16 protein-coding genes are annotated in these 21922 nt (G+C 40.3%); 6 read left to right on the forward strand and 10 right to left on the reverse strand.

Going from position 1 to position 21922, the window contains the following annotated elements:
• Window positions 1-813 (reverse strand): site-specific integrase (locus tag Q4533_RS13705; RefSeq protein WP_303502930.1); only part of this gene is annotated, 813 nt, incomplete at its 3' end.
• 67 nt (window positions 814-880) lie between these two features.
• Between Q4533_RS13705 and Q4533_RS13710 the strand changes: the two genes are divergently transcribed.
• Window positions 881-1147, forward strand: a complete 267-nt coding sequence (locus Q4533_RS13710) for a cupin domain-containing protein (protein ID WP_303502931.1) — start codon at window positions 881-883, stop codon at window positions 1145-1147.
• Between the two features lie 112 nt (window positions 1148-1259).
• On the opposite strand, the gene Q4533_RS13715 is transcribed toward Q4533_RS13710, so the two are convergent.
• The gene (locus tag Q4533_RS13715) at window positions 1260-2855 is read right to left on the reverse strand and encodes a BCCT family transporter (RefSeq protein ID WP_303502932.1); all 1596 of its coding nucleotides are present in this window, start codon (window positions 2853-2855) and stop codon (window positions 1260-1262) included.
• Window positions 2856-3247: 392 nt separating this feature from the next.
• Here Q4533_RS13715 and Q4533_RS13720 point away from each other — a divergent pair, with 392 nt between their 5' ends.
• The gene (locus Q4533_RS13720) at window positions 3248-4801 is read left to right on the forward strand and encodes an AbgT family transporter (protein ID WP_303502933.1); all 1554 of its coding nucleotides are present in this window, start codon (window positions 3248-3250) and stop codon (window positions 4799-4801) included.
• Between the two features lie 86 nt (window positions 4802-4887).
• Here the strand turns inward: Q4533_RS13720 and Q4533_RS13725 are convergent, their stop codons facing one another.
• On the reverse strand, window positions 4888-6294 hold the full coding sequence (locus tag Q4533_RS13725; RefSeq protein WP_303502934.1) for an MATE family efflux transporter: 1407 nt from the start codon (window positions 6292-6294) through the stop codon (window positions 4888-4890).
• Between the two features lie 115 nt (window positions 6295-6409).
• On the opposite strand from Q4533_RS13725, the gene Q4533_RS13730 reads away from it, so the two are divergent.
• Entirely contained in the window at window positions 6410-7300 is an 891-nt protein-coding gene (locus Q4533_RS13730; RefSeq protein ID WP_102439812.1) for a LysR family transcriptional regulator, read from the forward strand.
• Window positions 7301-7370: 70 nt separating this feature from the next.
• Here the strand turns inward: Q4533_RS13730 and yfaE are convergent, their stop codons facing one another.
• The 5 genes from yfaE to ubiG form a co-directional block, all read right to left on the reverse strand.
• Window positions 7371-7709, reverse strand: a complete 339-nt coding sequence (yfaE, locus tag Q4533_RS13735; RefSeq protein WP_303502935.1) for a class I ribonucleotide reductase maintenance protein YfaE — start codon at window positions 7707-7709, stop codon at window positions 7371-7373.
• A complete protein-coding gene (nrdB, locus tag Q4533_RS13740; RefSeq protein ID WP_102439814.1) occupies window positions 7699-8829 on the reverse strand; it encodes a class Ia ribonucleoside-diphosphate reductase subunit beta in 1131 nt (376 codons plus the stop codon). Before nrdB ends, yfaE begins: the two co-directional genes overlap by 11 nt.
• 55 nt (window positions 8830-8884) lie before the next feature.
• Window positions 8885-11173: a class 1a ribonucleoside-diphosphate reductase subunit alpha gene (gene nrdA, locus Q4533_RS13745; protein WP_303412699.1), complete on the reverse strand. Its 2289-nt coding sequence runs from the start codon at window positions 11171-11173 to the stop codon at window positions 8885-8887.
• 463 nt (window positions 11174-11636) lie between these two features.
• Window positions 11637-12305: an HAD family hydrolase gene (locus Q4533_RS13750; RefSeq protein WP_102439816.1), complete on the reverse strand. Its 669-nt coding sequence runs from the start codon at window positions 12303-12305 to the stop codon at window positions 11637-11639.
• A 150-nt stretch (window positions 12306-12455) separates the two neighbouring features.
• On the reverse strand, window positions 12456-13181 hold the full coding sequence (ubiG, locus tag Q4533_RS13755) for a bifunctional 2-polyprenyl-6-hydroxyphenol methylase/3-demethylubiquinol 3-O-methyltransferase UbiG (protein ID WP_102439817.1): 726 nt from the start codon (window positions 13179-13181) through the stop codon (window positions 12456-12458).
• A gap of 356 nt (window positions 13182-13537) precedes the next feature.
• On the opposite strand from ubiG, the gene gyrA reads away from it, so the two are divergent.
• A complete protein-coding gene (gene gyrA, locus Q4533_RS13760; protein ID WP_102439818.1) occupies window positions 13538-16240 on the forward strand; it encodes a DNA gyrase subunit A in 2703 nt (900 codons plus the stop codon).
• An 80-nt stretch (window positions 16241-16320) separates the two neighbouring features.
• On the opposite strand, the gene Q4533_RS13765 is transcribed toward gyrA, so the two are convergent.
• Window positions 16321-17466 carry a serine hydrolase gene (locus Q4533_RS13765; protein WP_102476835.1) on the reverse strand — a complete coding sequence of 382 codons (1146 nt, stop codon included), beginning with the start codon at window positions 17464-17466 and terminating at the stop codon, window positions 16321-16323.
• A 311-nt stretch (window positions 17467-17777) separates the two neighbouring features.
• Between Q4533_RS13765 and serC the strand changes: the two genes are divergently transcribed.
• A complete protein-coding gene (serC, locus tag Q4533_RS13770) occupies window positions 17778-18869 on the forward strand; it encodes a 3-phosphoserine/phosphohydroxythreonine transaminase (protein ID WP_303502936.1) in 1092 nt (363 codons plus the stop codon).
• A 108-nt stretch (window positions 18870-18977) separates the two neighbouring features.
• Here serC and Q4533_RS13775 read toward each other — a convergent pair whose 3' ends face one another.
• Complete coding sequence (locus Q4533_RS13775) at window positions 18978-20168, reverse strand: amino acid aminotransferase (protein WP_102476832.1); 1191 nt, start codon at window positions 20166-20168, stop codon at window positions 18978-18980.
• A gap of 423 nt (window positions 20169-20591) precedes the next feature.
• Between Q4533_RS13775 and aroA the strand changes: the two genes are divergently transcribed.
• Window positions 20592-21872: a 3-phosphoshikimate 1-carboxyvinyltransferase gene (aroA, locus tag Q4533_RS13780; protein WP_303502937.1), complete on the forward strand. Its 1281-nt coding sequence runs from the start codon at window positions 20592-20594 to the stop codon at window positions 21870-21872.
• Window positions 21873-21922 lie beyond the last annotated feature (50 nt).

The raw sequence follows: 21922 nt of genomic DNA on the forward strand, positions 1-21922 counted from the left end.
TAGTGGTGGGCGGGTATAACGGGCGGTGGTATTAAGGCTGTTGTGACCGAGCAAAGTTTGCACTGAGCGCAAATCTAGCCCTTGCTCTAACAGATGAGTGGCGTAGCTGTGACGCAGGTTATGTGGGCTGATGGACTTATAAATATTGCACTCACGGATAACCCGTTTTAAGGCTTTTTGAATGCCGCCTTTATCTATCAATGAATCAGGTTTGCCATCTTTTCCTGGAAAAATCAGCCGTGGGTGGCGATGCGTTTGCCAGTAATATCGCAGCGCTAACAGGGTACGTTGTGGCAAGGGAACCAGTCTGTCTTTACCACCTTTAGCATTGCGAATGTGCACCTGCATCATCTGTGAATCGATATCGCCAACCTGTAGTGAAATGGCTTCACCGAGGCGCAACCCCATACTGTATAAGGCGAGAAAACACACTTGATATCGCAGCTTATGGGTAAGGCTAATGACGATAGAAACTTCAGCAGGGGTAAGAATATCAGGCAGTCTTTGGACTTGTGGTGGCTTAACAATATTAAGCCACTCCCAGTGTTGATTAAGCACATGTCGATAGAAAAACTGTAGCCCATTACGGTCGAGTTTCACGGTGCTCCATGAATGTGAATCAATCAAACTGGAAAAGTAGCGCTTTAGGTCATTAGTTGAAAGGTTATCAGGACAAGTGTCGAAATAAGCACTAATACGCCTAACGGCGCGGCTGTAGGCATCGATGGTCGCAGGCCGCTTGCCTTGCAGTGTTAAGTTGGTAAGATGTTGTTCATAAAGGAAATCAAAGCGTTGTTGCTCGTGAGTGTTCATAGTGATACTCCTAGATAACTGCCAAGGTAGGCAGGGTCTAGTAAGTATTTAAGATGGGAGAATAAAGGTGAGCTTTTATCTTTTCTGCCGCACAGCGGCTTCGTTCAACAACGAAATTCATCCGCCTCACCAACATGCTGAAGAGGAGTATTTATACATTGTAGAAGGCTCGGGTATTTGGACGTTAAACGGCGTAGAAACACCTGCAAAAACTGGCGATGTATTGTATGTTTCCCCCTGGGACTTACACGGCATATTTAATACTGGCGATGTATCAATGAAGTTTTTTATTACTCGAGCAAGTAGTAAAGGCGTTAATGTCGAAAAACCTTAACCGGTGAAATAATAGTCAGCCTTAATGCAAAAAAAACCAGCAAATCTATTTTTAATAGTATTTTGCTGGTTTTATATTCTACTTAATGGAATTTTAATTAGAACTACAATTATTACTTAGCGTAGTTTTTCTGGTTAATATCCATTTCCGATTTCAAACCCATTGTTAAGCTTACACACATTGTCAGTAAGATAATGGTGAAAGGGAGTCCTGTGGATATAGCGCCCGCTTGAAGGGCTTGTATCGCTTCTGTACCACCAACATACAATAATACCGCTGCAATAGCGCCTTCTGTGGTTGCCCAAAAGATACGTTGTGGCACTGGTGCATCAATCTTACCACCGGATGTAATACTGTCTATGACCAGTGAAGCCGAGTCAGATGAAGTAATAAAGAACACCATGATCAATATGATTGAAAGAATCGAAATTATCGAAGTCATTGGCATTACGTCAAAAGCCTGAAATAACGCTAGCGTGATATCTGTTAGCCCATTGGCACCTAATTCACCGACTTGATTGATGATTTGATCAATAGCATTGCCGCCAAATGTTGCCATCCAAAAAATAGTAATCGCTGTTGGTATCAATAGTACGCCAAGTAGGAATTCTTTTACTGTTCTACCGCGAGAAATACGTGCAATAAACATCCCCACACATGGTGACCAAGATATCCACCACGCCCAGTAAAATACTGTCCAGCCATGCATCCAAGCTTCGTCTTCTCGACCATGTGGATTGCTTAATGGAATAATATTTTCAATATAGCCCATGATAGTAATCGGTAAATAGGTCAGAGTGACGGAAAAAGTCATTATTATGATAAATAACAATAAAGCAAAAGCTGCCAGTAAATTAATATTGCTGAGAACTTTAACGCCGCCGTGCATACCGCGAATCACTGAAAATATGGCTAATGAAGTAACAAATGCAACAATAATAAGTTGAGTTGAAATGCCATTACTGATCCAAAATACATGACTTATACCACTGGCAGCTTGTTGAGCGCCCAAGCCTAGTGATGTTGCTAAACCAAACAGAGTGGCAAGCACTGCCAATATATCAATGATATGACCAAACCAACCCCAAGTTCTATCACCTAAAATAGGGTAGAACGCAGAGCGCATAGACAGGGGTAAGCCTTTATTGAATGTGAAGAAGGCCATTGATAATGCTACTACCGCATATATTGCCCATGGGTGTAGACCCCAATGGAACATGGTAGCACCTAGAGAAGCTTTAATGGCTTCATCAGTAAATGGCTCGACACCACCGGGCGTTTCAAACCAACCAGTATAATGAGCTGCAGGTTCTGCTAAGCCCCAAAACATCAGCCCAATGCCCATTCCTGCTGCAAATAGCATCGCCATCCATGAAAATATGGAATATTCGGGTACTGCGTCATTGCCACCAAGGCGGATTTTTCTAAAGGGAGAAATAATTAAGGCGATACAAAATAGTAAGAAAAAGTTTGCAGACCACATGAAAAGCACATCAAAATTATTGATTATTTTCCATTTAACGCCATCGAGTGCTGCTTTTGCAGTGCTTGCATCGACTGAAAGTAATGCAATTAGAAAAACAGCGATTAAGCCTGCACTGATACCAAAAACAGGATTGTGGATATCAAAACCCCATTTCTGGATATTATCTTGTCCCACTTCGTAGTCAGTATTATTAATACTGTATTTGTCTTTTGATTGACTCATGTGCCCTCAACAACTCATTTTATAGTAACTATTTTTATTAAAGGTTAACAGATTTAGACCCTGAGTGATGAGTGTTTTTATAATAAAATTACCGCAAGTTACTGATGTTAATGGGTTGTTTGTTATATTGCCACCTTGGGTTTGTCTGTTTTTTTTTAGTAGTGCTGTAATTGTCAATATATCTAAACTGCGGAATAAAGTTCTGAATATTGTGTTTGATGCTTTTTTTATAAGCATTGTGGCTCTTTTTTTAAGTTTGCTTAAAGGTTGGTTTAATAAACTGAAAAATACAAAAATTCAAAAATAGATATAACCTCTATCCACTAGCGATAAATGTTGATGGCATTTATGCTTTGCTAATGGATTAAGGTATCAATGAAGGTAGGGCTAAAATGACAACTACAAGTGAGTCTTCAGAAAAAGCACCCGGCTTTTTAGGAAGAGCATTAGATGGTATTGAGCGAGTGGGTAATAAATTACCAGATCCTGCAATGCTATTCTTAATTTTGATGTTTGCAGTATGGGGAATTTCAGCTTTATTGTCTGGGGTAAGTTTTGAGGCAATTGATCCAAGAACCGATAGTCCAATCGTGGTTAATAATTTGCTTAGCGCTGAAGCATTAACGCACTTTTTAACCTCTATGGTGTCTACCTTTACCGCGTTTGCCCCATTAGGGGTGGTCCTTGTTGCCATGTTAGGTGTCGGCGTTGCAGAGCAATCGGGTTTTATCAATACCGCGCTGAAGCAAATGCTTAAAATCACTCCCGCTAAATTTTTAACACCAGCGGTTGTGTTAGTGGGGATTATTTCTCATACCGCAACAGATGCAGGTTACGTGGTGGTTATCCCACTTGCTGGGGTAATATTTTATACCGTAGGTCGTCATCCACTAGCGGGTATTGCCGCGGCATTTGCCGGTGTATCAGGTGGTTTCTGCGCCAACTTTATTCCTTCTGGTATCGACCCATTACTACAAAGCTTTACGCAGTCGGCGGCGCAAATTGTCGATCCTGATATTCAAGTCAACCCACTCAATAATTGGTTCTTTGCGGCTTCATCATGTATCCCAATTACCTTAACAATTTGGTATTTAACCGATAAAATTCTTGAGCCAAGACTTAATCGTAGCCATAAAGTAAAGCGTGAAGAAGTTGATTTACCAGCAATGGAAGAGGTTACTTCAAAAGAGTTAAACGCATTTAGAGTGGCATCGGCGGTGATGTTGGCCGCGATAGTTGGCTTTTTCTCATTAACTATTCCTGAAACATCAACCTTACGCGATGCTAGTGGTTCGTTAACCAGTTTTAGTGCGCCATTGATGCAATCAATTGTGCCGTTAATCTTTATCTTCTTTGTATTGCCAGGTTTGGTTTATGGCTTTATGACTGGCACCTTTAAAAGTTCAGCCGATGTGGTGCAGGCGATGTCAAAATCAATGAGTGGCATGGCGCACTATATTGTAATGGCGTTTTTCTGTGCCCAGTTTGTCGCTGCATTTTCAGCGTCAAACCTTGGTGCGTTAATTGCGGTAGAAGGCGCAGGCGGCTTAAAAGCCATGAACTTGCCTGCTGAAGTTACCGTTATTGGCATGGTAATTTTAGTTGGTTTCGTTAACCTATTCGTTGGTTCATCGTCGGCTAAATGGGCACTGATTGGGCCGGTACTGGTTCCTATGTTGATGCAGCTCAATATTAGCCCAGATTTATCCCAAGCCGCTTACCGAGTGGGCGATTCAAGCTCTAATATCATTACCCCATTGATGCCATACTTCCCGTTGGTGGTAGTTTACTGTCAACGTTATGTGAAAGGCATAGGCATTGGTACGTTAATTTCTATGATGCTGCCATTTAGCTTGGCATTGTTGTCTATTTGGAGCGCTTGGTTATTGATCTATTGGTCAATTGGTTTCCCATTAGGCCTTGGTGCAAGTTACACCTACGGTTAAGCCCTTAATGATTTAGGCCTACAGTCTACAATCGAATAAACTAAAAAGGACTGCATTTGCAGTCCTTTTGTATATTTGCACAGCGCTTACGCGTGCACACTCGTTGTTTGGGGACTTTGGTGTACTACCGCTACAGGCTGGTGTTGTTCGTCGATCTTTTTAATGCGTTTTAGTTCATTAAATACCATCGGCATCAGTAAAAGACATAAGCTTATATTGGAAAGAGGCACAGCCAGCCAAATACCATTGACCCCAATCATCAACGGCAAAAGCATCAAAAATGGAAGTTGGATCAGCATATTACTTATCGAAATGGTTAAGGATTTACGGCCTTGATTAACGGCCATAAAATACACTGTGGCCACAAAGATAATACCGTCCAAGATTAACGCAAACAGATGTAATCGAATTCCGATTAAAGCTTCAGCCATTAATGCGCCATCGCCATGACTGAACAGCTGCAGCACATTGCTAGGAAACAAGTTTAATACTACAACCAATAACAGTGCGAAAATACAAACGACTTTTGTCGCAAGAATCACCGTTGTTTTGATGTTGGCTATTTGTTTTTTGCCGTAATAATAACTTACCGGTGGCTGCATACCCCCAGCAATCCCTTCTGCTATGAGATAAAACATTGTGGCGATATAGCCGATAATCGCGAAGGCGGCGACATGCACAGCCGAGCCGTAAACCATGAATGAGTAGTTATGTAAGGCAATAATAAAGCTAAAATACATGAACATAAACAAACTGGATAAGCCCAATGCCATTATAGAACCCATAGTCTTAACCTTAATGACATTCAAAGAAAATTGTAATTTAGTATTCGATTTACTCGACATAAAATAACAGCCGCCAAATATCACGACTAAGGTTTGAGAAATCATGGTAGCCAACGCAGCACCATGCAAGCCCATTGGGTAAAGGACAATCAGCAGGTAATCCAATATGATATTTACACAGGCACCTAGCACCATAAGTTGTGTCGCGATAGCCGGGTTTTCATCATTACGAATTAACAGTGGTATTGCAGTAGCCGCGGTTGTAAAAAATGCGCCATAAACAAAAACGTCTATATAGGCCATTGCCATAGATAAGTTCTCACCTTCAGCTTTTTGTAATAACAATAAGTCTTTAGCAAAAAATTGAATGAACAGCGCAGCCATTATGCTAAAGCCAATGAGCAGGGCGATGGCATTATTTAAAATGCGTTTTGATTTTATAGGGTTATTCTCGCCACGGCTGATCGATAATAAGCTGCCTGCACCCATGCCTATCATCATGCCAACACCAATAATACCGCTGATAATTGGCCAAGCGAGGTTGATCCCAGCAAGCCCCTCGAAACCAATGTAATGGCCAACGAAGATACCGTCGATGATTTGATATAAGCCACTGACTAGCATTGCGCTAATCGATGGAATGGCATATTTCCAATAATGTTGCTTCACATTATTAGGGTTAACTTTTTGAGATATGATTAACGACATTTTTTTAAGGCTTGTTGAGAATGAAGCATCATTATCGCACCATATAAGATAGACTAAAGTTGGTTACTATCCGCTTAACGGATAGATTGTTAATGATTCAATTAAGAGTATGAATATGAATTGGTCTATAGAGCAATTACAAGCATTTGTTACTGCCGTGAATTTAGGTTCATTTTCTGCTGCTGCCCGTTCTTTAGGAAAAGCGCAGTCAAGGATAAGCAGTGCTATAGCTAACTTGGAAATTGATTTAGGTTTTAAATTATTTGATAGATCTGGGCGTTTACCTGTGCTGACAGAGCAGGGCGAACAAATGTATATTGAAGCCAATGCCGTTATAGCACAATGTGAGCGTTTAAACGCTAGAGCTATGTCGGTAATGACTGATGATGAATTGTCGCTAACAATCGCTATTGACGAAGCTGTACCTATCTCTATTTTCGAAGATTTCTTTGATAAAACCGCTCACCAATTTCCATTATTAAAACTGACTATCTTAAATGGAACCCGAGACGATATTGCACAGTGGGTTGAAATAGGAAAGGCTGATTTAGGTATTTTGTTCTTGGGTGAACAACTGAGTGACAGTTTAGAGTTCTTTACCATTGATAGTTTTCATCAATCTCTAATTGTTGCACCGAAACATCCGTTAGCGTCAATACCAGTGCCAAATATTTCACAGTTAAACATGTATAAACAATTTGTTATTTGTGACTTAGAAACCACAGGTAAACCTATTTCAGCTAATTGTTGGCACGTGGACAGCTATTATTATATTACTTCTCTCGTTGCCCGTGGTTTAGGTTGGGCCTTAGTACCGGAGCATATTGCCCATTCAGATTGGTATACAGGCGAGATAATTGAGTTAAGCTGTTATCACATATCGGATTCACTCACCATTGAAATGGGATTAGTGAAGCGACGGGATAAAGGTGCGGGACACATAATGAACTGGATGTTTGGTGAGGTGGAAAAAATGTTCATCGCAGCTAAAAAAGAAAGAATATAATTCAATTTTTATGTCTATCAAAGATGCTATTACTAAAAGTCAGGTCATGACTTAGCGTTAATTAGTGATATTACATAGTCACTAATAGATGTCTGCGTTGTTGAACGTAAATATTACTGGGTTCATCTGTGGTGAGATCTAAATCAATATTGCTATCGGGTACGCAGCAACATGGCAGGCATTCATCAGCTTCTAACTCAACAAGTGGCTCAGTGATATAGCTCACCTTACCACTAATGATTTTGGTTTTACAGGCACCACAAAAACCACGTCGACATTCAGAGAAGACGTTGACTTTTTTTATTTCTAATACTTCTAAAAGCGTGTGTTGCTGTTGATTAAACAGCAACACAGGTTCCCCATTTAAGCTAACAATGGGGGCTTTTTTTAAATGTCTATTATAGGTCAAAATCTAAAAACTCATCGCTATCAACAGCTGAATCAATTTGTCCTACTAAGTAAGAAGAGACTTCTACTTCTTGTGGGGCAACTTGTACCGCATCACTTTCAAGCCAGTTTTTCATCCAAGGAAGTGGATTAGTTTGCTCAGCATAAGGCTGTTTTAAATTAACCGCTTTCATGCGCTGGTTAGTAATATATTCAACGTACTGACATAAAATCTGTTCATTTAAGCCAATCATTGAACCGTCTTTAAATAAGTACTGTGCCCACTGCTTTTCTTGTTCTGCAGCTTTATAAAAGATGTCATAGGCTTCTTGCTCACATTCAGCCGCAATTTCACCCATTTCAGGATCGTCTTTTCCACCTTGCATAATATTTAAAATATGCTGAGTACTATTAAGGTGTAATGCTTCATCACGGGCAATCAAACGAATAATTTTTGCATTGCCTTCCATTAAGTTACGTTCAGCAAAAGCAAATGAACATGCAAAGCTAACATAAAAACGAATTGCTTCTAATGCGTTGACTGACATCATGCATAAATACAATGATTTTTTAAGAATACGGCTATTAACGGTAATTTCTTTACCGTTGATGAGGTGCGTGCCTTGTCCGTGTAGATTCATCACTTGGGTTAATTCAATCAAGTCATCATAATATTGAGCGATATCACCGGCCCGTTTTAAGATTTCTTGGTTGACGACGATGTCATCAAAAACTACTGAAGGATCATTAACAATATTACGAATAATATGGGTATATGAACGAGAGTGAATAGTTTCAGAGAAAGACCAAGTTTCAATCCAAGTTTCAAGCTCAGGTAACGACACTAATGGCAATAATGCTACGTTTGGTGAGCGGCCTTGAATTGAATCAAGTAAGGTTTGGTATTTGAGGTTTGAGATAAAAATATGCTTTTCATGCTCAGGTAAACTTTGATAATCGATTTTATCTTTACTTACATCTACTTCTTCCGGACGCCAGAAAAAGGATAATTGTTTTTCAATTAACTTTTCGAACACTTCATATTTTTGTTGATCGTAACGTGCAACGTTAACGGGTTGTCCCATGAACATAGGTTCATACATTGGGTTGTTCGGAGTTTGACAGAAAGTAGAGTAAGCCATTTTTATATCCCAAAAAAGCGGGGAAAACTCCCCGCGTTGATATGCTAATTAGTGATTAAATCTTACAAGCGCCGCTTGCACAACCATCGTCTTCTTTTTCAACGACAGTGATGTCATCAAACTGATCCGATGCACCATCACGGGTGTTGTGATAGTAAAGGGTCTTAACCCCAAGCTTATAAGCGGTGAGCAAATCTTTCAGTAAGGTTTGCATAGGCACTTTTTGATTATCAAATCGTGTCGGGTCGTAATTGGTATTTGATGAGATTGCTTGGTCCACAAACTTCTGCATCAAACCGACTAACTGTAAGTAACCCTCATTATTTGGCATATTCCAAAGTAATTCATACTTATCTTTAAGTTCATCAAAGTCAGGTACAACTTGCTTTAATTGACCATCTTTACTGGCTTTAACACTGATCAGGCCACGTGGTGGTTCAATGCCATTGGTTGCATTAGAAATTTGCGATGATGTTTCAGACGGCATTAATGCCGAAAGAGTGGAGTTACGCAGGCCGTGCTGTTTAATATCGGCACGTAAACCTTCCCAATCCATGTGTAATGGCTCGTCACAAATTTTATCCAAGTCACGTTTATAGGTATCAATGGGTAAAATACCTTGAGCGTACGTTGTTTCATTGAACAAAGGACATGCGCCTTGCTCTTTTGCTAAATTGTTTGATGCTTTCAATAAGTAAAATTGAATTGCTTCAAAGGTTTTATGGGTCAAGTTATTACCTGAGCCATCAGAATATTTCATGCCATTCTTAGCAAGGTAATTAGCGAAGTTAATCACACCTATGCCTAGAGTACGACGATTCATAGAACCAAGTTGCGCTGAAATGATTGGGTAATCTTGATAATCAAGCAAGTTATCTAATGCACGTACTGCTAAGTCAGCTAATGGTTCTAGCTCTGATAAATCTTTGATAGCACCAAGGTTTAATGCTGATAATGTACAAAGGGCAATCTCACCATTTGGATCATCAATATTCTTCAACGGTTTAGTTGGCAAGGCGATTTCTAAACAAAGGTTTGATTGCTTAATTGGCGCAACTTGCGGATCAAATGGGCTGTGAGTATTGCAGTGATCAACATTTTGAATGTAGATTCGGCCTGTTGATGCACGCTCTTGCATCATCAATGAAAATAATTCAACTGCTTTAATCTCTTTACGACGAATGCTTAAGTCAGCTTCATACTGAAGGTATAGACGTTCAAATTCGTCTTGATCAGCGAAGAAAGCGTCGTATAAACCTGGCACATCAGATGGGCTGAATAGGCTGATGTTTTGACCTTTGATTAAACGTTGGTACATCAATTTGTTTAGCTGTACACCGTAATCAAGATGGCGAACACGGTTGTCTTCAACACCACGGTTATTTTTAAGTACCAGTAACGATTCAACTTCTAAATGCCATAACGGGTAGAATAGGGTAGCTGCACCACCACGTACGCCGCCTTGAGAGCACGATTTAACCGCTGTTTGAAAGTATTTGTAAAATGGTAAGCAACCGGTATGGAATGCTTCACCACCGCGAATAGGGCTACCTAATGCACGGATACGACCGGCATTGATCCCAATACCTGCGCGTTGACTAACGTATTTTACAATTGAAGATGCGGTCGCATTGATAGAGTCAAGGCTGTCGTCACATTCAATTAATACACATGAGCTAAATTGACGTGTCGGAGTACGTACACCTGCCATAATTGGGGTTGGTAAAGAAATCTTAAATGTTGAAGCCGCGTCATAAAAACGTTTGATGTAATCTAAACGGGTGTCTTTTGGGTAACGCGCAAATAAACAAGCTGCCACTAAAATATACAGGAACTGAGCACTTTCATAAATTTCGTTAGTGACGCGGTTTTGAACTAGGTATTTGCCTTCAAGCTGTTTAACTGCAGCATAAGAAAAGTTCATATCGCGCCAGTGGTCAATATAACCATCTAAAATGGTTAATTCTTCTGACGTGTAATCTTCTAAAATATGCTTATCGTATTTGCCAAGTTCAACCAAGCGAGTGACTTGATCAACTAACTTCGGTGGCTCAAATTGGCCAAAAGCTTTTTTACGTAAATGAAAAACAGCAAGTCTTGCAGCGAGGAATTGATAATCAGGCGCTTCTGGTGAGATTAAGTCTGCTGCTGCTTTAATAATGGTTTCGTGGATTGCTTCAGTTGGAATACCGTCAAAGAATTGTAGATGAGAACGTAATTCAACTTCTGAGACTGAAACGTTTTTCAATCCTTTAGCTGCCCACTCGATAACGCGATGAATTTTGTCTAAATCGATTGTTTCGCGTTCGCCACTGCGTTTTGTGACTGTCATATTGCTGTTCATTAAAAAAGCCTTGATTGTAAAATAGTTTGCGTGATTTAAATTTTGGATCTTTTTTAATCGTCTCGTTTACGATCGCCATTAAATCACAATACGGTCCCTTGTAAGTTGATCATCCATAAGCACTAACAACGTAATATATCCAAGAAATACGAGTGTTATTTGAAGACCCAAAGCAGAAAAAGCCTTGTGTCTTGTTCTGATGTCACACACAAGATATGGTGTTTAATTAAAACTTACATACAAGATAGTGAGGTTTGGGGCGATTTGCAAGCAGCAATTTAGTGAATAAGTTGTGGATATCTTATGTATAGTGGCCAATGTTAGTGAAGGCTAACCTGCTAGGTCAAAATACACGATATTTTGTTGGTTAAGATTAATATTTAGCCGAAAAAAAACGTGAGCTCGATCGCTACAATATTCGGCGATCGATTGTTTTGTTAACAAAATTATTTGCTATTTATATTTAAGATTTGTTAAGGAAAGCCTGATGTAAGTCGGCAACCTTGCTGAACTGAAAATCACTCGGCCATTCATTGGGTTTATCTTGCTCTGACAAATAACCCCATAATGCGATAGCGCCTTTCATCCCAGCATTACGGGCGGCAATTAAATCCCTTTCAGCATCACCTATATATAGGATGTCCTGTGGCAGGCAATTAATTTGCTGGGCAGCAAGTAACATTGGCGCGGTATGTGGTTTGGAGTGCTGGGTGGAGTCACCACTGATAATCGCAGTGAGTTTGTGCTCGATGTTTAAGGCCTTAACCAATGGCCGAGTAAAACGGGCTTGTTTATTAGTAACAACACCATAAGGGATGTCACGTTGCTCTAATAACAACAGAAAATCATCAAAACCGCTAAATAATGATGCTTTTTCACCATTGACCCGTTGGTAATGCACTAACAAAGCTTGCTGAACTTCGATTTGTAACTCATGGGAAAGCTCAGGTATACCGGCTTTTACAAGCGCCAAACTACCATGGGAGGCAGCATAGCGTAAGTTATCAATACTTTTACTAGCGATACCGCGCTCTTGCAAACTTAAATTTAATGCATGGACAAGATCTGGGGCTGTATCAGCTAATGTACCGTCTAAATCAAAGAGTACACCTTTAATCTTGTTCATAGTTATCCTAAGCGTGCTGAAGTTATTAGCGATTACTTAATCCGATTATGAATTAAGTGAAGGATTAAAGTAGTAATGTCACTGATTCACTGCAGTATTACTACTTTAATATTGTTCTACTATTTATGGCTGGCTATTAAAGATGACGATGTGATACTAATCAGCTTTTTGGGTGGCGATCATATAATTAACGTCAACTTTATTCGTGTACTTATATACACCCGTTAAAGGGTTAAAGCTTATCCCAAGAGCATCACGGCAATGAAGCTCTGTTTGGTCAACCAAATTGATTAACTCAGACGGTTTAATGAACTTACTGTGGTCATGCGTGCCAACTGGCAGCATCTTTAAAACATATTCAGCGCCAACAATTGCTTGAATATATGACATCAGGTTACGGTTAATGGTTGAAAAGAACACATAACCGTTAGGTTTAATCATATCGCAGCATGCTTTAATCACTGATAATGGGTCAGGGACGTGCTCTAACATCTCCATGCATGTGACCACATCATAATAGCCTTGATGTTGCTGTGCATGTTCTTCTGCGGTCATGGTTTGATATTGGATATCGATGCCAGTTTCTAATGCATGCAGTTTAGCCACTTCAATTTGCGCTTCACCCATGTCTAAACCTGTTACATTGGCACCAATTTTAGCCATGCTTTCTGACAAAATACCACCACCACAACCGATATCTAATACTTGCTTACCAAAAATACCACCACTGGTTTGATCGATATAATTAAGGCGTAATGGGTTAAGTTGATGCAAAGGCTTGAAACTGCCATTAGGATCCCACCAAGACTGGGCCATTTGGGCAAATTTTTCTATTTCTTGATGATCTACATTTTGCGGCGTGGTTTGTTCTTGGTTAGACATGTCGAGAACCCATTAATTATTAGTATTTATTGCAGGTATTATAACCATTGGATTGAATAAACATAGTGAGATGAAGCAAGATTTCACTTTGGTTGACGGAATATTGCTCAATGTCTGCCCATAAAAACGACATCAGTTTTTTATGGGGCAATTTATCAAAATGAAATACGCAAATAATGTAATAGAGATTGTTGAATTTAAAGATTTTTTGACAGCTTTTATCCTCGCGTTAATATTTCCTTGTTCTAGGGTCTAGCCTCTTTAAATATCTGTGTTAGAATGCCAAATCACGTTTTTGAGCTACACAATAAAATGGAATAATTATTGTGCGCTAATTTTAGGGGAACGAGCAGTTTATGACTGATCTGGCATCATCAATTTCGCCAATTAACATCGAAGACGAACTAAAGAATTCATATTTAGATTATGCAATGAGTGTAATCGTAGGTCGTGCATTACCTGACGTTCGTGATGGGTTAAAACCTGTTCACCGTCGTGTGTTATTTGCCATGAACGAGTTGAAAAACGACTTCAATAAGCCTTATAAAAAATCAGCTCGTGTTGTTGGTGACGTAATTGGTAAATATCACCCACATGGTGACACGGCCGTGTACGATACGATTGTTCGTATGGCACAACCATTCTCAATGCGTTACACGCTCGTTGACGGCCAAGGTAACTTTGGTTCTGTTGATGGCGATTCAGCAGCGGCGATGCGTTATACCGAAATTCGTATGCGTAAGTTGGCACATTCTTTATTAGCTGACTTAGAAAAAGAAACCGTAGATTTTGTACCTAACTATGATGGTACTGAATTTATCCCAGCGGTTTTACCTACTCGTGTACCAACATTATTAATTAATGGTTCGTCTGGTATTGCGGTTGGTATGGCAACAAATATCCCGCCACATAACATTTCAGAAGTGATTAAAGGCTGTTTAGCATTAATTGAAGAACCTGAGTTATCTATTGAGCAATTAATGGATTACATCCCAGGTCCTGATTTCCCGACAGCAGCCAGCATTAATGGTCGTAAAGGAATCATTGACGCGTATAAGACCGGTCGTGGCCGTGCGATTATGCGCTCAAAAGCTGAAATTGAAGACAATAATGGCCGTGAGCGTATTATTGTTACTGAAATCCCATATCAGGTTAACAAAGCCCGCTTGATCGAAAAGATTGCTGAGCTTGTTAAAGATAAAAAGATTGAAGGTATTACTGGTCTACGTGATGAATCTGATAAAGACGGTATGCGCATCGTTATCGAGATCAAACGTGGCGAAGTCGGTGAAGTTGTTTTAAACAACTTATATGCGCAAACTCAAATGCAATGTTCTTTTGGTATTAACATGGTGGCATTGACCAATGGTCAGCCTAAACTGTTTAACCTGAAAGAAATGCTAGAGTGCTTCATTCTTCACCGTCGTGAAGTGGTGACGCGCCGTACTGTATTTGAATTACGTAAAGCCCGTGAACGTGCTCATATTCTTGAAGCATTGGCTATTGCATTAGCTAACATCGATCCAATCATTGCACTAATTAAAGAATCGCCAACCCCTGCGGAAGCGAAAGTAAAATTAGTGGCACAAGGTTGGGATCTTGGTAACGTTCAAGGCATGCTTGAAAAAGCCGGTGATGATGCTGCTCGACCTGAATGGTTAGAGCCAGAGTATGGTATCCGTGAAGGCAAGTACTTCCTGACTGAGCAACAAGCACAAGCTATTCTTGAGCTACGTTTACATCGCCTAACAGGTTTAGAGCACGAGAAGATTCTTTCAGAATACGAAGAGTTACTTGAGTTCATTGCAAGCTTATTATTCATTCTTCGTAGTCCTGAGCGCTTGATGGAAGTGATCAAAGAAGAATTAGAAGAAATGCTTGAGCAATACGGCGACCCACGTCGTACTGTTATTAACCAAAACGAAGTTGATATGAGTCTAGAAGACTTAATCAATGAAGAAGATGTAGTCGTAACACTTTCTCATATGGGTTACGCCAAGTACCAACCGTTAACTGACTATCAAGCTCAGCGCCGCGGTGGTAAAGGTAAAGCTGCTACTAAAGTAAAAGATGAAGATTTCGTCGAAAAACTATTAGTTGCCAATACCCATGATACGATTTTATGTTTCTCTGATTTTGGTAAAATGTATTGGTTGAAAGTTTATCAACTACCACTGGCAAGCCGTACCGCTCGTGGTCGCCCAATCATTAACTTATTACCATTGTCAGATGGTGAGCGTATTACTGCAATTCTACCTGTTCGTGAATATGCAGATGACAAATATATTGTTATGGCTACCGCTCACGGCACCGTGAAGAAAACCGCATTAACGGCTTACAGTAACCCACGTGCGAACGGTATTATTGCCGTTAACCTTAAAGACGACGATCAACTAATTGGTGTTGATATTACTGACGGTAGCAACGACATCATGTTGTTCTCAAACGAAGGTAAAGTGGTTCGCTTTAACGAAAAAGTACGTGATTCAGAAACCGGTGAAGTGAAGAAAGATCCTGAAACTGGTGAAGACATGATTGCGATTCGTCCAATGGGCCGTACAGCAACAGGTGTTCGTGGTATCAAACTTGAAGATGGTCAGAAAGTTGTTTCGATGATCATTCCGAAAGTAGAAGGTGATATTCTAACTGTCACTGAAAACGGTTATGGTAAACGTACTGATTTAGCTGAATATCCAGCTAAGAGCCGTGGCACTAAAGGTGTGGTTTCAATCAAAGTAAGTGAACGTAATGGTGCTGTAGTAGGCGCAGTTCAAGTTACTGAAACTGACGAAATCATGCTAATTAGTGATAAAGGCACCTTGGTTCGTACACCATCTGCTGGCGTGTCGTTGATTGGTCGTAACACCCAAGGCGTAACGATTATCCGCACTGCAGAAGATGAGAAAGTCGTTGGCTTGCAGCGTATCGAAGAAATTCAAATGGATGAATCTGAACTTGATGCTGAAGCAGAAGGTCAAACAGTAGAAGGCGAAGTAGTTGCAACTACTTCTGATGCTGAAAACCCTGCAACAGATACACCTGCACAAGATGACGAATAAGTTATTCTAGTGACAAAAAAGGATGCCAATTGGCATCCTTTTTTATTGCTTGTCATTTATAGATGATAATGACGTCCGAATTAGTTTTGCTGTTTAAATACATCATGCCAAAAAGCAGAACTCAATTTAGCAATAACTCTCGACTCACCATTCAATAGCATTACCATGCCGATATTCAGCTCGGGAGAATAGGAAATTTCAGCAACATAACCCGCTACCCAACCAGCGTGATAAATTAATGGCCGGCCTTCAAACTCATATACCCGCCATCCTTTGCCGTAATAAGCATTATCAAGGTAGGTACGCCAATCTCGGCGGCGAAGCTCCTTGGTTGTTTTAACGCCTGGCGTCGTCACATCATTAATCACAGCGCTTGAAAGTACAGCAGGTTTCTCGCCTAAGTTGGCGATTAACCACTTGGACATATCAGTAATGCTCGCATTGACGCCTGCCGCTGGAGCCAGTTCATAGTAGTTTGGTTTTACTGATACTTTTTTAAAGCCTGATTTAGTCTTAATGTGTGGCTCTGCGCGATTTTTTTCCGCCATAAATGCTGTATAGCCTGTTGAGGCGTTATTCATCTCTAGTGGCTTAAAGATGCGTTTTTCAATGTAGTTCTCGTAGCTTAGGCCACTTTTTTGCTCAATGGCAGATTCGATAAATGAAAAGGCTACATTCTGGTAGCTATAGCAAACGCCAGGCCTGCACATTGGGGTTATTTCTGAAAACTTATTTAGAATTTTATCCTTGCTTACATTGGCATTGACTAAGTTATCGTAGCTATTTGGCATTAAGCCTGTGCTTTGACCGATAATATGGCCTAGGTTAATTTTCTGACTGGCTTTAGGATCAGCTAATACAAAGCTTGGAAGATAAGCATTTATCGGTTGTTGCCAGTCAAGTTTATTTTCCTGGACTAACATACTGGCCAGAGTACCTGCAAAGGTTTTAGATACAGATGCAAGTCGAAACACCGTATTGGCATTTACATTTAAAGCGCTACCTTTGCTGCGTTTACCGTAATAACTGAGCTTTAGAATCTTGTCGCCTTCGACAATAACAAACGCACCGCCCGGGACTTTGTTCTTTTTAAGTTGCTGATGAAATTTTTGCTTAAATTTATCAGATACGCCGTTATAAATTGAAGCATGTGTTGGCTTACTGACAAGGACAGTGCTTATTGCTAAAGAAAGCGTGCCTACGATAAAAGCCGATTTTGAAAACATGTAAATATCCATGACCGCGTTACGGTATTTATTATTCTAGTTAACACTGACACAAGGCCAATCTCCAAAGAGACTATAACCTAATGCTTTAGTATGACTATTGTTGTGTAATTTTTCTCACTTTACTAGTGATAAATAGCACTTAGTTTTTAAAATAGCGTTGTCGTTTATTGTCATTAACTAGCAATAAAGCTCGACAGAATCAGCATTGATGATTAATTTTCATTTTAGCTGCCAAACAGTTGCGATATACTGCTGAGAATTCGATACATTATGAATGTGTTAACTAAAAACGATATAAGGACAATGCTGTGAGCGCTATTTATAATTTCTGTGCTGGACCTGCCATGTTACCTCAAGCTGTGATGCAAAAAGCGCAGCAAGAATTAATTAACTGGAATGGCTTGGGTGTGTCCGTAATGGAAATTAGTCATCGTAGTAAAGAGTTTATGGCGTTAACCCAACATGCCGAGAAAACCTTACGTACCTTGATGGATATTCCAAAAAACTATCACGTTTTGTTTATGCATGGCGGCGGACGAGGTCAATTTACCAATGTTGTTAATAATTTCTTAGGTGACAACGGTAAAGCCTTGTATTTAGTTAATGGCCAATGGTCAACGGCTGCGGTAAAAGAAGCGATAAAACTGGTTGGTGAAAACAACATTGATCAAGTCAATATCATTGAAAATATCGATGGTTTAAATCAGGTGGTGCTGCCTGACTTTAGCGCGCATTGTGACGATTATCGTTATTTGCACTTTTGCGCCAATGAAACCGTTGATGGCATCGAAATTTTTGATGAAATTGAGTGTCCTTGGCCAGTCGTGGTTGATTTGTCTTCAACCATTATGTCGCGAAAAATCGATGTCAGTAAGTATGGTTTGATTTACGCTGGCGCTCAAAAAAATATCGGCCCTTCAGGCTTGTCTATCGTGATTGTCAGAGATGATATGTTGCAGCTACCCAGTTTGCCGCAGTCATCGATTATGGATTACCGTATCGCACAAGCCAATGACTCGATGTTCAATACGCCACCCACGTTCGCCTGGTACTTAGCTGCCGAAGTGTTTGACTGGTTAACAACAGTAGGCGGCGTAGCTGCAATGGAAGCATTAAATCAGCAAAAAGCGCAAATGCTGTATGACTGTATTGATAACAACCCGTTTTATACCAACGGTGTTTGTAAGCAAAACCGTTCACGGATGAATGTGACATTCCAATTAAGCGATAGTAGCTTAGATAGTGAGTTTTTAGCCCAAGCTGAGCAAGCAGGCTTGGTCGCCTTAAAAGGTCATAGAGTAGTAGGCGGCATGCGTGCCAGTATTTACAATGCTATGCCGTTAGCGGGTGTGCAGGCGCTGGTTGACTTTATGCAAGCTTTTGCTAAGCAGCATAGCTAAAGCGATACCAAGTTACATTGTTGAGCTTTAGTTCTACAGAATAAAAAGCGAATAATGAGCAGTCATTATTCGCTTTTTTAACGCAATTATTGGCTTACAACCTGATAGTTAAAGAATTATTGCGATTGATTTTGCAAGGTAATCAACATTTGTTTCGCTTATACCCGCAATACTCATACGGCTTGAGCCGACCATATAAATGCTATGTTCTTTTTTAAGGGTTTCAACTTGCTCAGCATTAATCCCTAAGAAAGAGAACATGCCTTTTTGGTTAGCAATAAAGCTGAAATCTTGTTTAACCCCTTGTTCTATTAATTTGTTGACCAACATTTGTCGATTGCCATTAATGCGGTTGCGCATAACGGTTAACTCATCTAACCATTGCTGCTTTAATTGTGCGTCACCTAAAATGGTTTCAACAAGGGCAGCGCCATGAGCTGGCGGCATTGAGTAAATACAACGCACTACATACAAGAGTACAGAAAAAGCAATATTCGCCTTAGTGCTATCTTTAGCCATAATGCTACAAGCACCAATTCGTTCACGGTATAAACCAAAGTTTTTAGAACATGAACTACATAAGATCATTTCTTCAACTTGAGCGGCCATTTGACGAACGCCGTAAGCATCTTCATCAACGCCATCACCAAACCCTTGATATGCCATATCAATTAATGGGGTAAAACCTTGCTTAGCGGTAATGCTGATGACTTCATCCCACTGGGCATTGGTTAAATCCATGCCGCTTGGGTTATGACAACATGCATGTAGTAGTACCACATCGTTACTACCGATCTTATTTAATGCCGCTTTCATTTCATCAAATTTTAGAGTTTTCGCATCGTAATCATAATATGGGTAAGTTTTTACAGTGATGCCTGCGGCTTCAAATAAGCCAGTATGGTTAGCCCAGGTTGGATCGCTCACCCATAACACGGCATTAGGATTACAGCTTTTAATAAATTCAGCAGCAACGCGCAGGGCACCTGTGCCACCAGGCGTTGATACCGTTCGGATACGGTCAGCAATTAATGCACTGTGAGCTTCGCCAAATGCTAGTTCTGTCATCAAAGTATTAAACTGAGGAGAACCAGTAGGGCCAATATAAACCTTAGTCGTTTCAGACTCAGTGCGCAGTCGCTCTGCTGTCTTTACACAATCAAGAATAGGCGTATTGCCGATTGGGTCTTTGTAAACACCAACCCCGAGGTCAATCTTCTGTGGGTGAGTGTCTTGGCGGTACTGAGTAAGTAAACCAAGAATGGGATCTGCAGGCATTGCAGTTAACGCGTTAAACATGGCCATTGACCTTATAGTATTAAAAATAAAAGTAGGGTTTTGTTTAGCATAACGTGGTTTAAATACTGATTGAAATGGCTATTTCTAGAAACTACCTAAAATAAAGATTTTACTTAGTTTAAAGTTTACACTTTTACCAAAAAAGTCATTTATTTGCTTAATGAAGTTGGCTGTTTGGGTCATATAAATGGCCGAGTTGCGCTTTTTTTACGCAAATAATTCAAGTTCAGCGTAAAACTGTCATTTAATTTCAGTTATCCCTTGAATCATTGGCTGCAATCAGTAAATTTGTATTCAAGAATAATTTATTAAGTTTATACCATCTAATTCGTATAGATAAATTGACAAAGACGTCATTTTCTCTTTAGCCCATACACATTTATTCTTCCGTAGCAGGGAGAAGACATTTAAGAAGAACTTGTAATGAAACAATTGCGTCTTGATCCGATCCAAAAAGTAAATGGCGTTGTCAATATTCCTGGCTCTAAGAGTATTTCGAATAGAGCGCTGTTATTAGCAACCTTAGCCAAAGGCAGAACCACGCTAACAAATCTGCTTGATTCAGATGATATTCGCTATATGTTGGCATCATTAAAGCAATTAGGCGTTGATTACCAATTATCTGAAAATAACACCGTATGTGAGCTACAAGGCTTAGGTAAGCCTATTACGGCGGAACAAGCGCAAAGCTTATTTTTAGGTAATGCGGGGACAGCAATGCGGCCTTTATGCGCGGCATTGACACTGGGCAGTGGCGAGTTCACCTTAACGGGCGAACCACGTATGGAAGAGCGTCCTATTGGCGATCTTGTTGATGCACTACGTCAACTCGGTGCTGAAGTGAGCTATCTTAAAAATGATGGTTTTCCACCGCTGACGATTAATGCCAATGGTTTAAATGGCGGTGATGTTGAGATAGCGGGGGATTTATCCAGTCAGTTCCTCACAGCTTTGTTAATGGTAGCGCCATTAACCAAAGACACGGTTAATATCACCATTAAAGGTGAGTTAGTGTCTAAACCATATATTGATATCACTATCGCACTAATGGCCCGTTTTGGTGTTGAAGTGATCAATCATGACTACCGCCGTTTTGAAATACCTACAGGTCAGAAATATGTTTCCCCAGGTAAAGTGCTAGTTGAAGGCGATGCATCCTCTGCTTCATACTTTCTTGCTGCTGGCGCAATTCAAGGCGGTGAAGTCAAAGTGACCGGTGTCGGTAAACTCAGTATTCAAGGCGATGTTAAATTTGCTGATGTACTCGAAAAAATGGGCGCAGACATCGAGTGGGGCGACGATTTTATTATCGCGCGCCAAGCAAAATTAACCGCGGTTGATTTAGACATGAATCACATTCCAGATGCGGCAATGACCATTGCAACTGCGGCATTATTTGCCGAAGGCACCACACGTATCACAAACATTTACAACTGGCGCATTAAAGAAACCGATCGTCTTGCAGCAATGGCCACTGAATTACGTAAAGTCGGTGCAACCGTTGACGAGGGTCATGACTATATTACCGTTACGCCACCAGCTGTTTTAAATACAGCAGCAATTGACACTTACAACGATCACCGAATGGCGATGTGTTTTTCAATGCTGGCTTTTGCTGATTGCGGTATTACCATTAATGATCCAGATTGCACCTCTAAAACCTTCCCAGCCTATTTTACTGAATTTGCACGTATCGGTGAGTAAAGCGCTTGGTTTAAGTCTTAAATATGACGGCAGTCAATATACTGCCGTCA

It is taken from the genome of Shewanella sp. 6_MG-2023, from assembly GCF_030547195.1.
GTDB lineage: Bacteria > Pseudomonadota > Gammaproteobacteria > Enterobacterales > Shewanellaceae > Shewanella.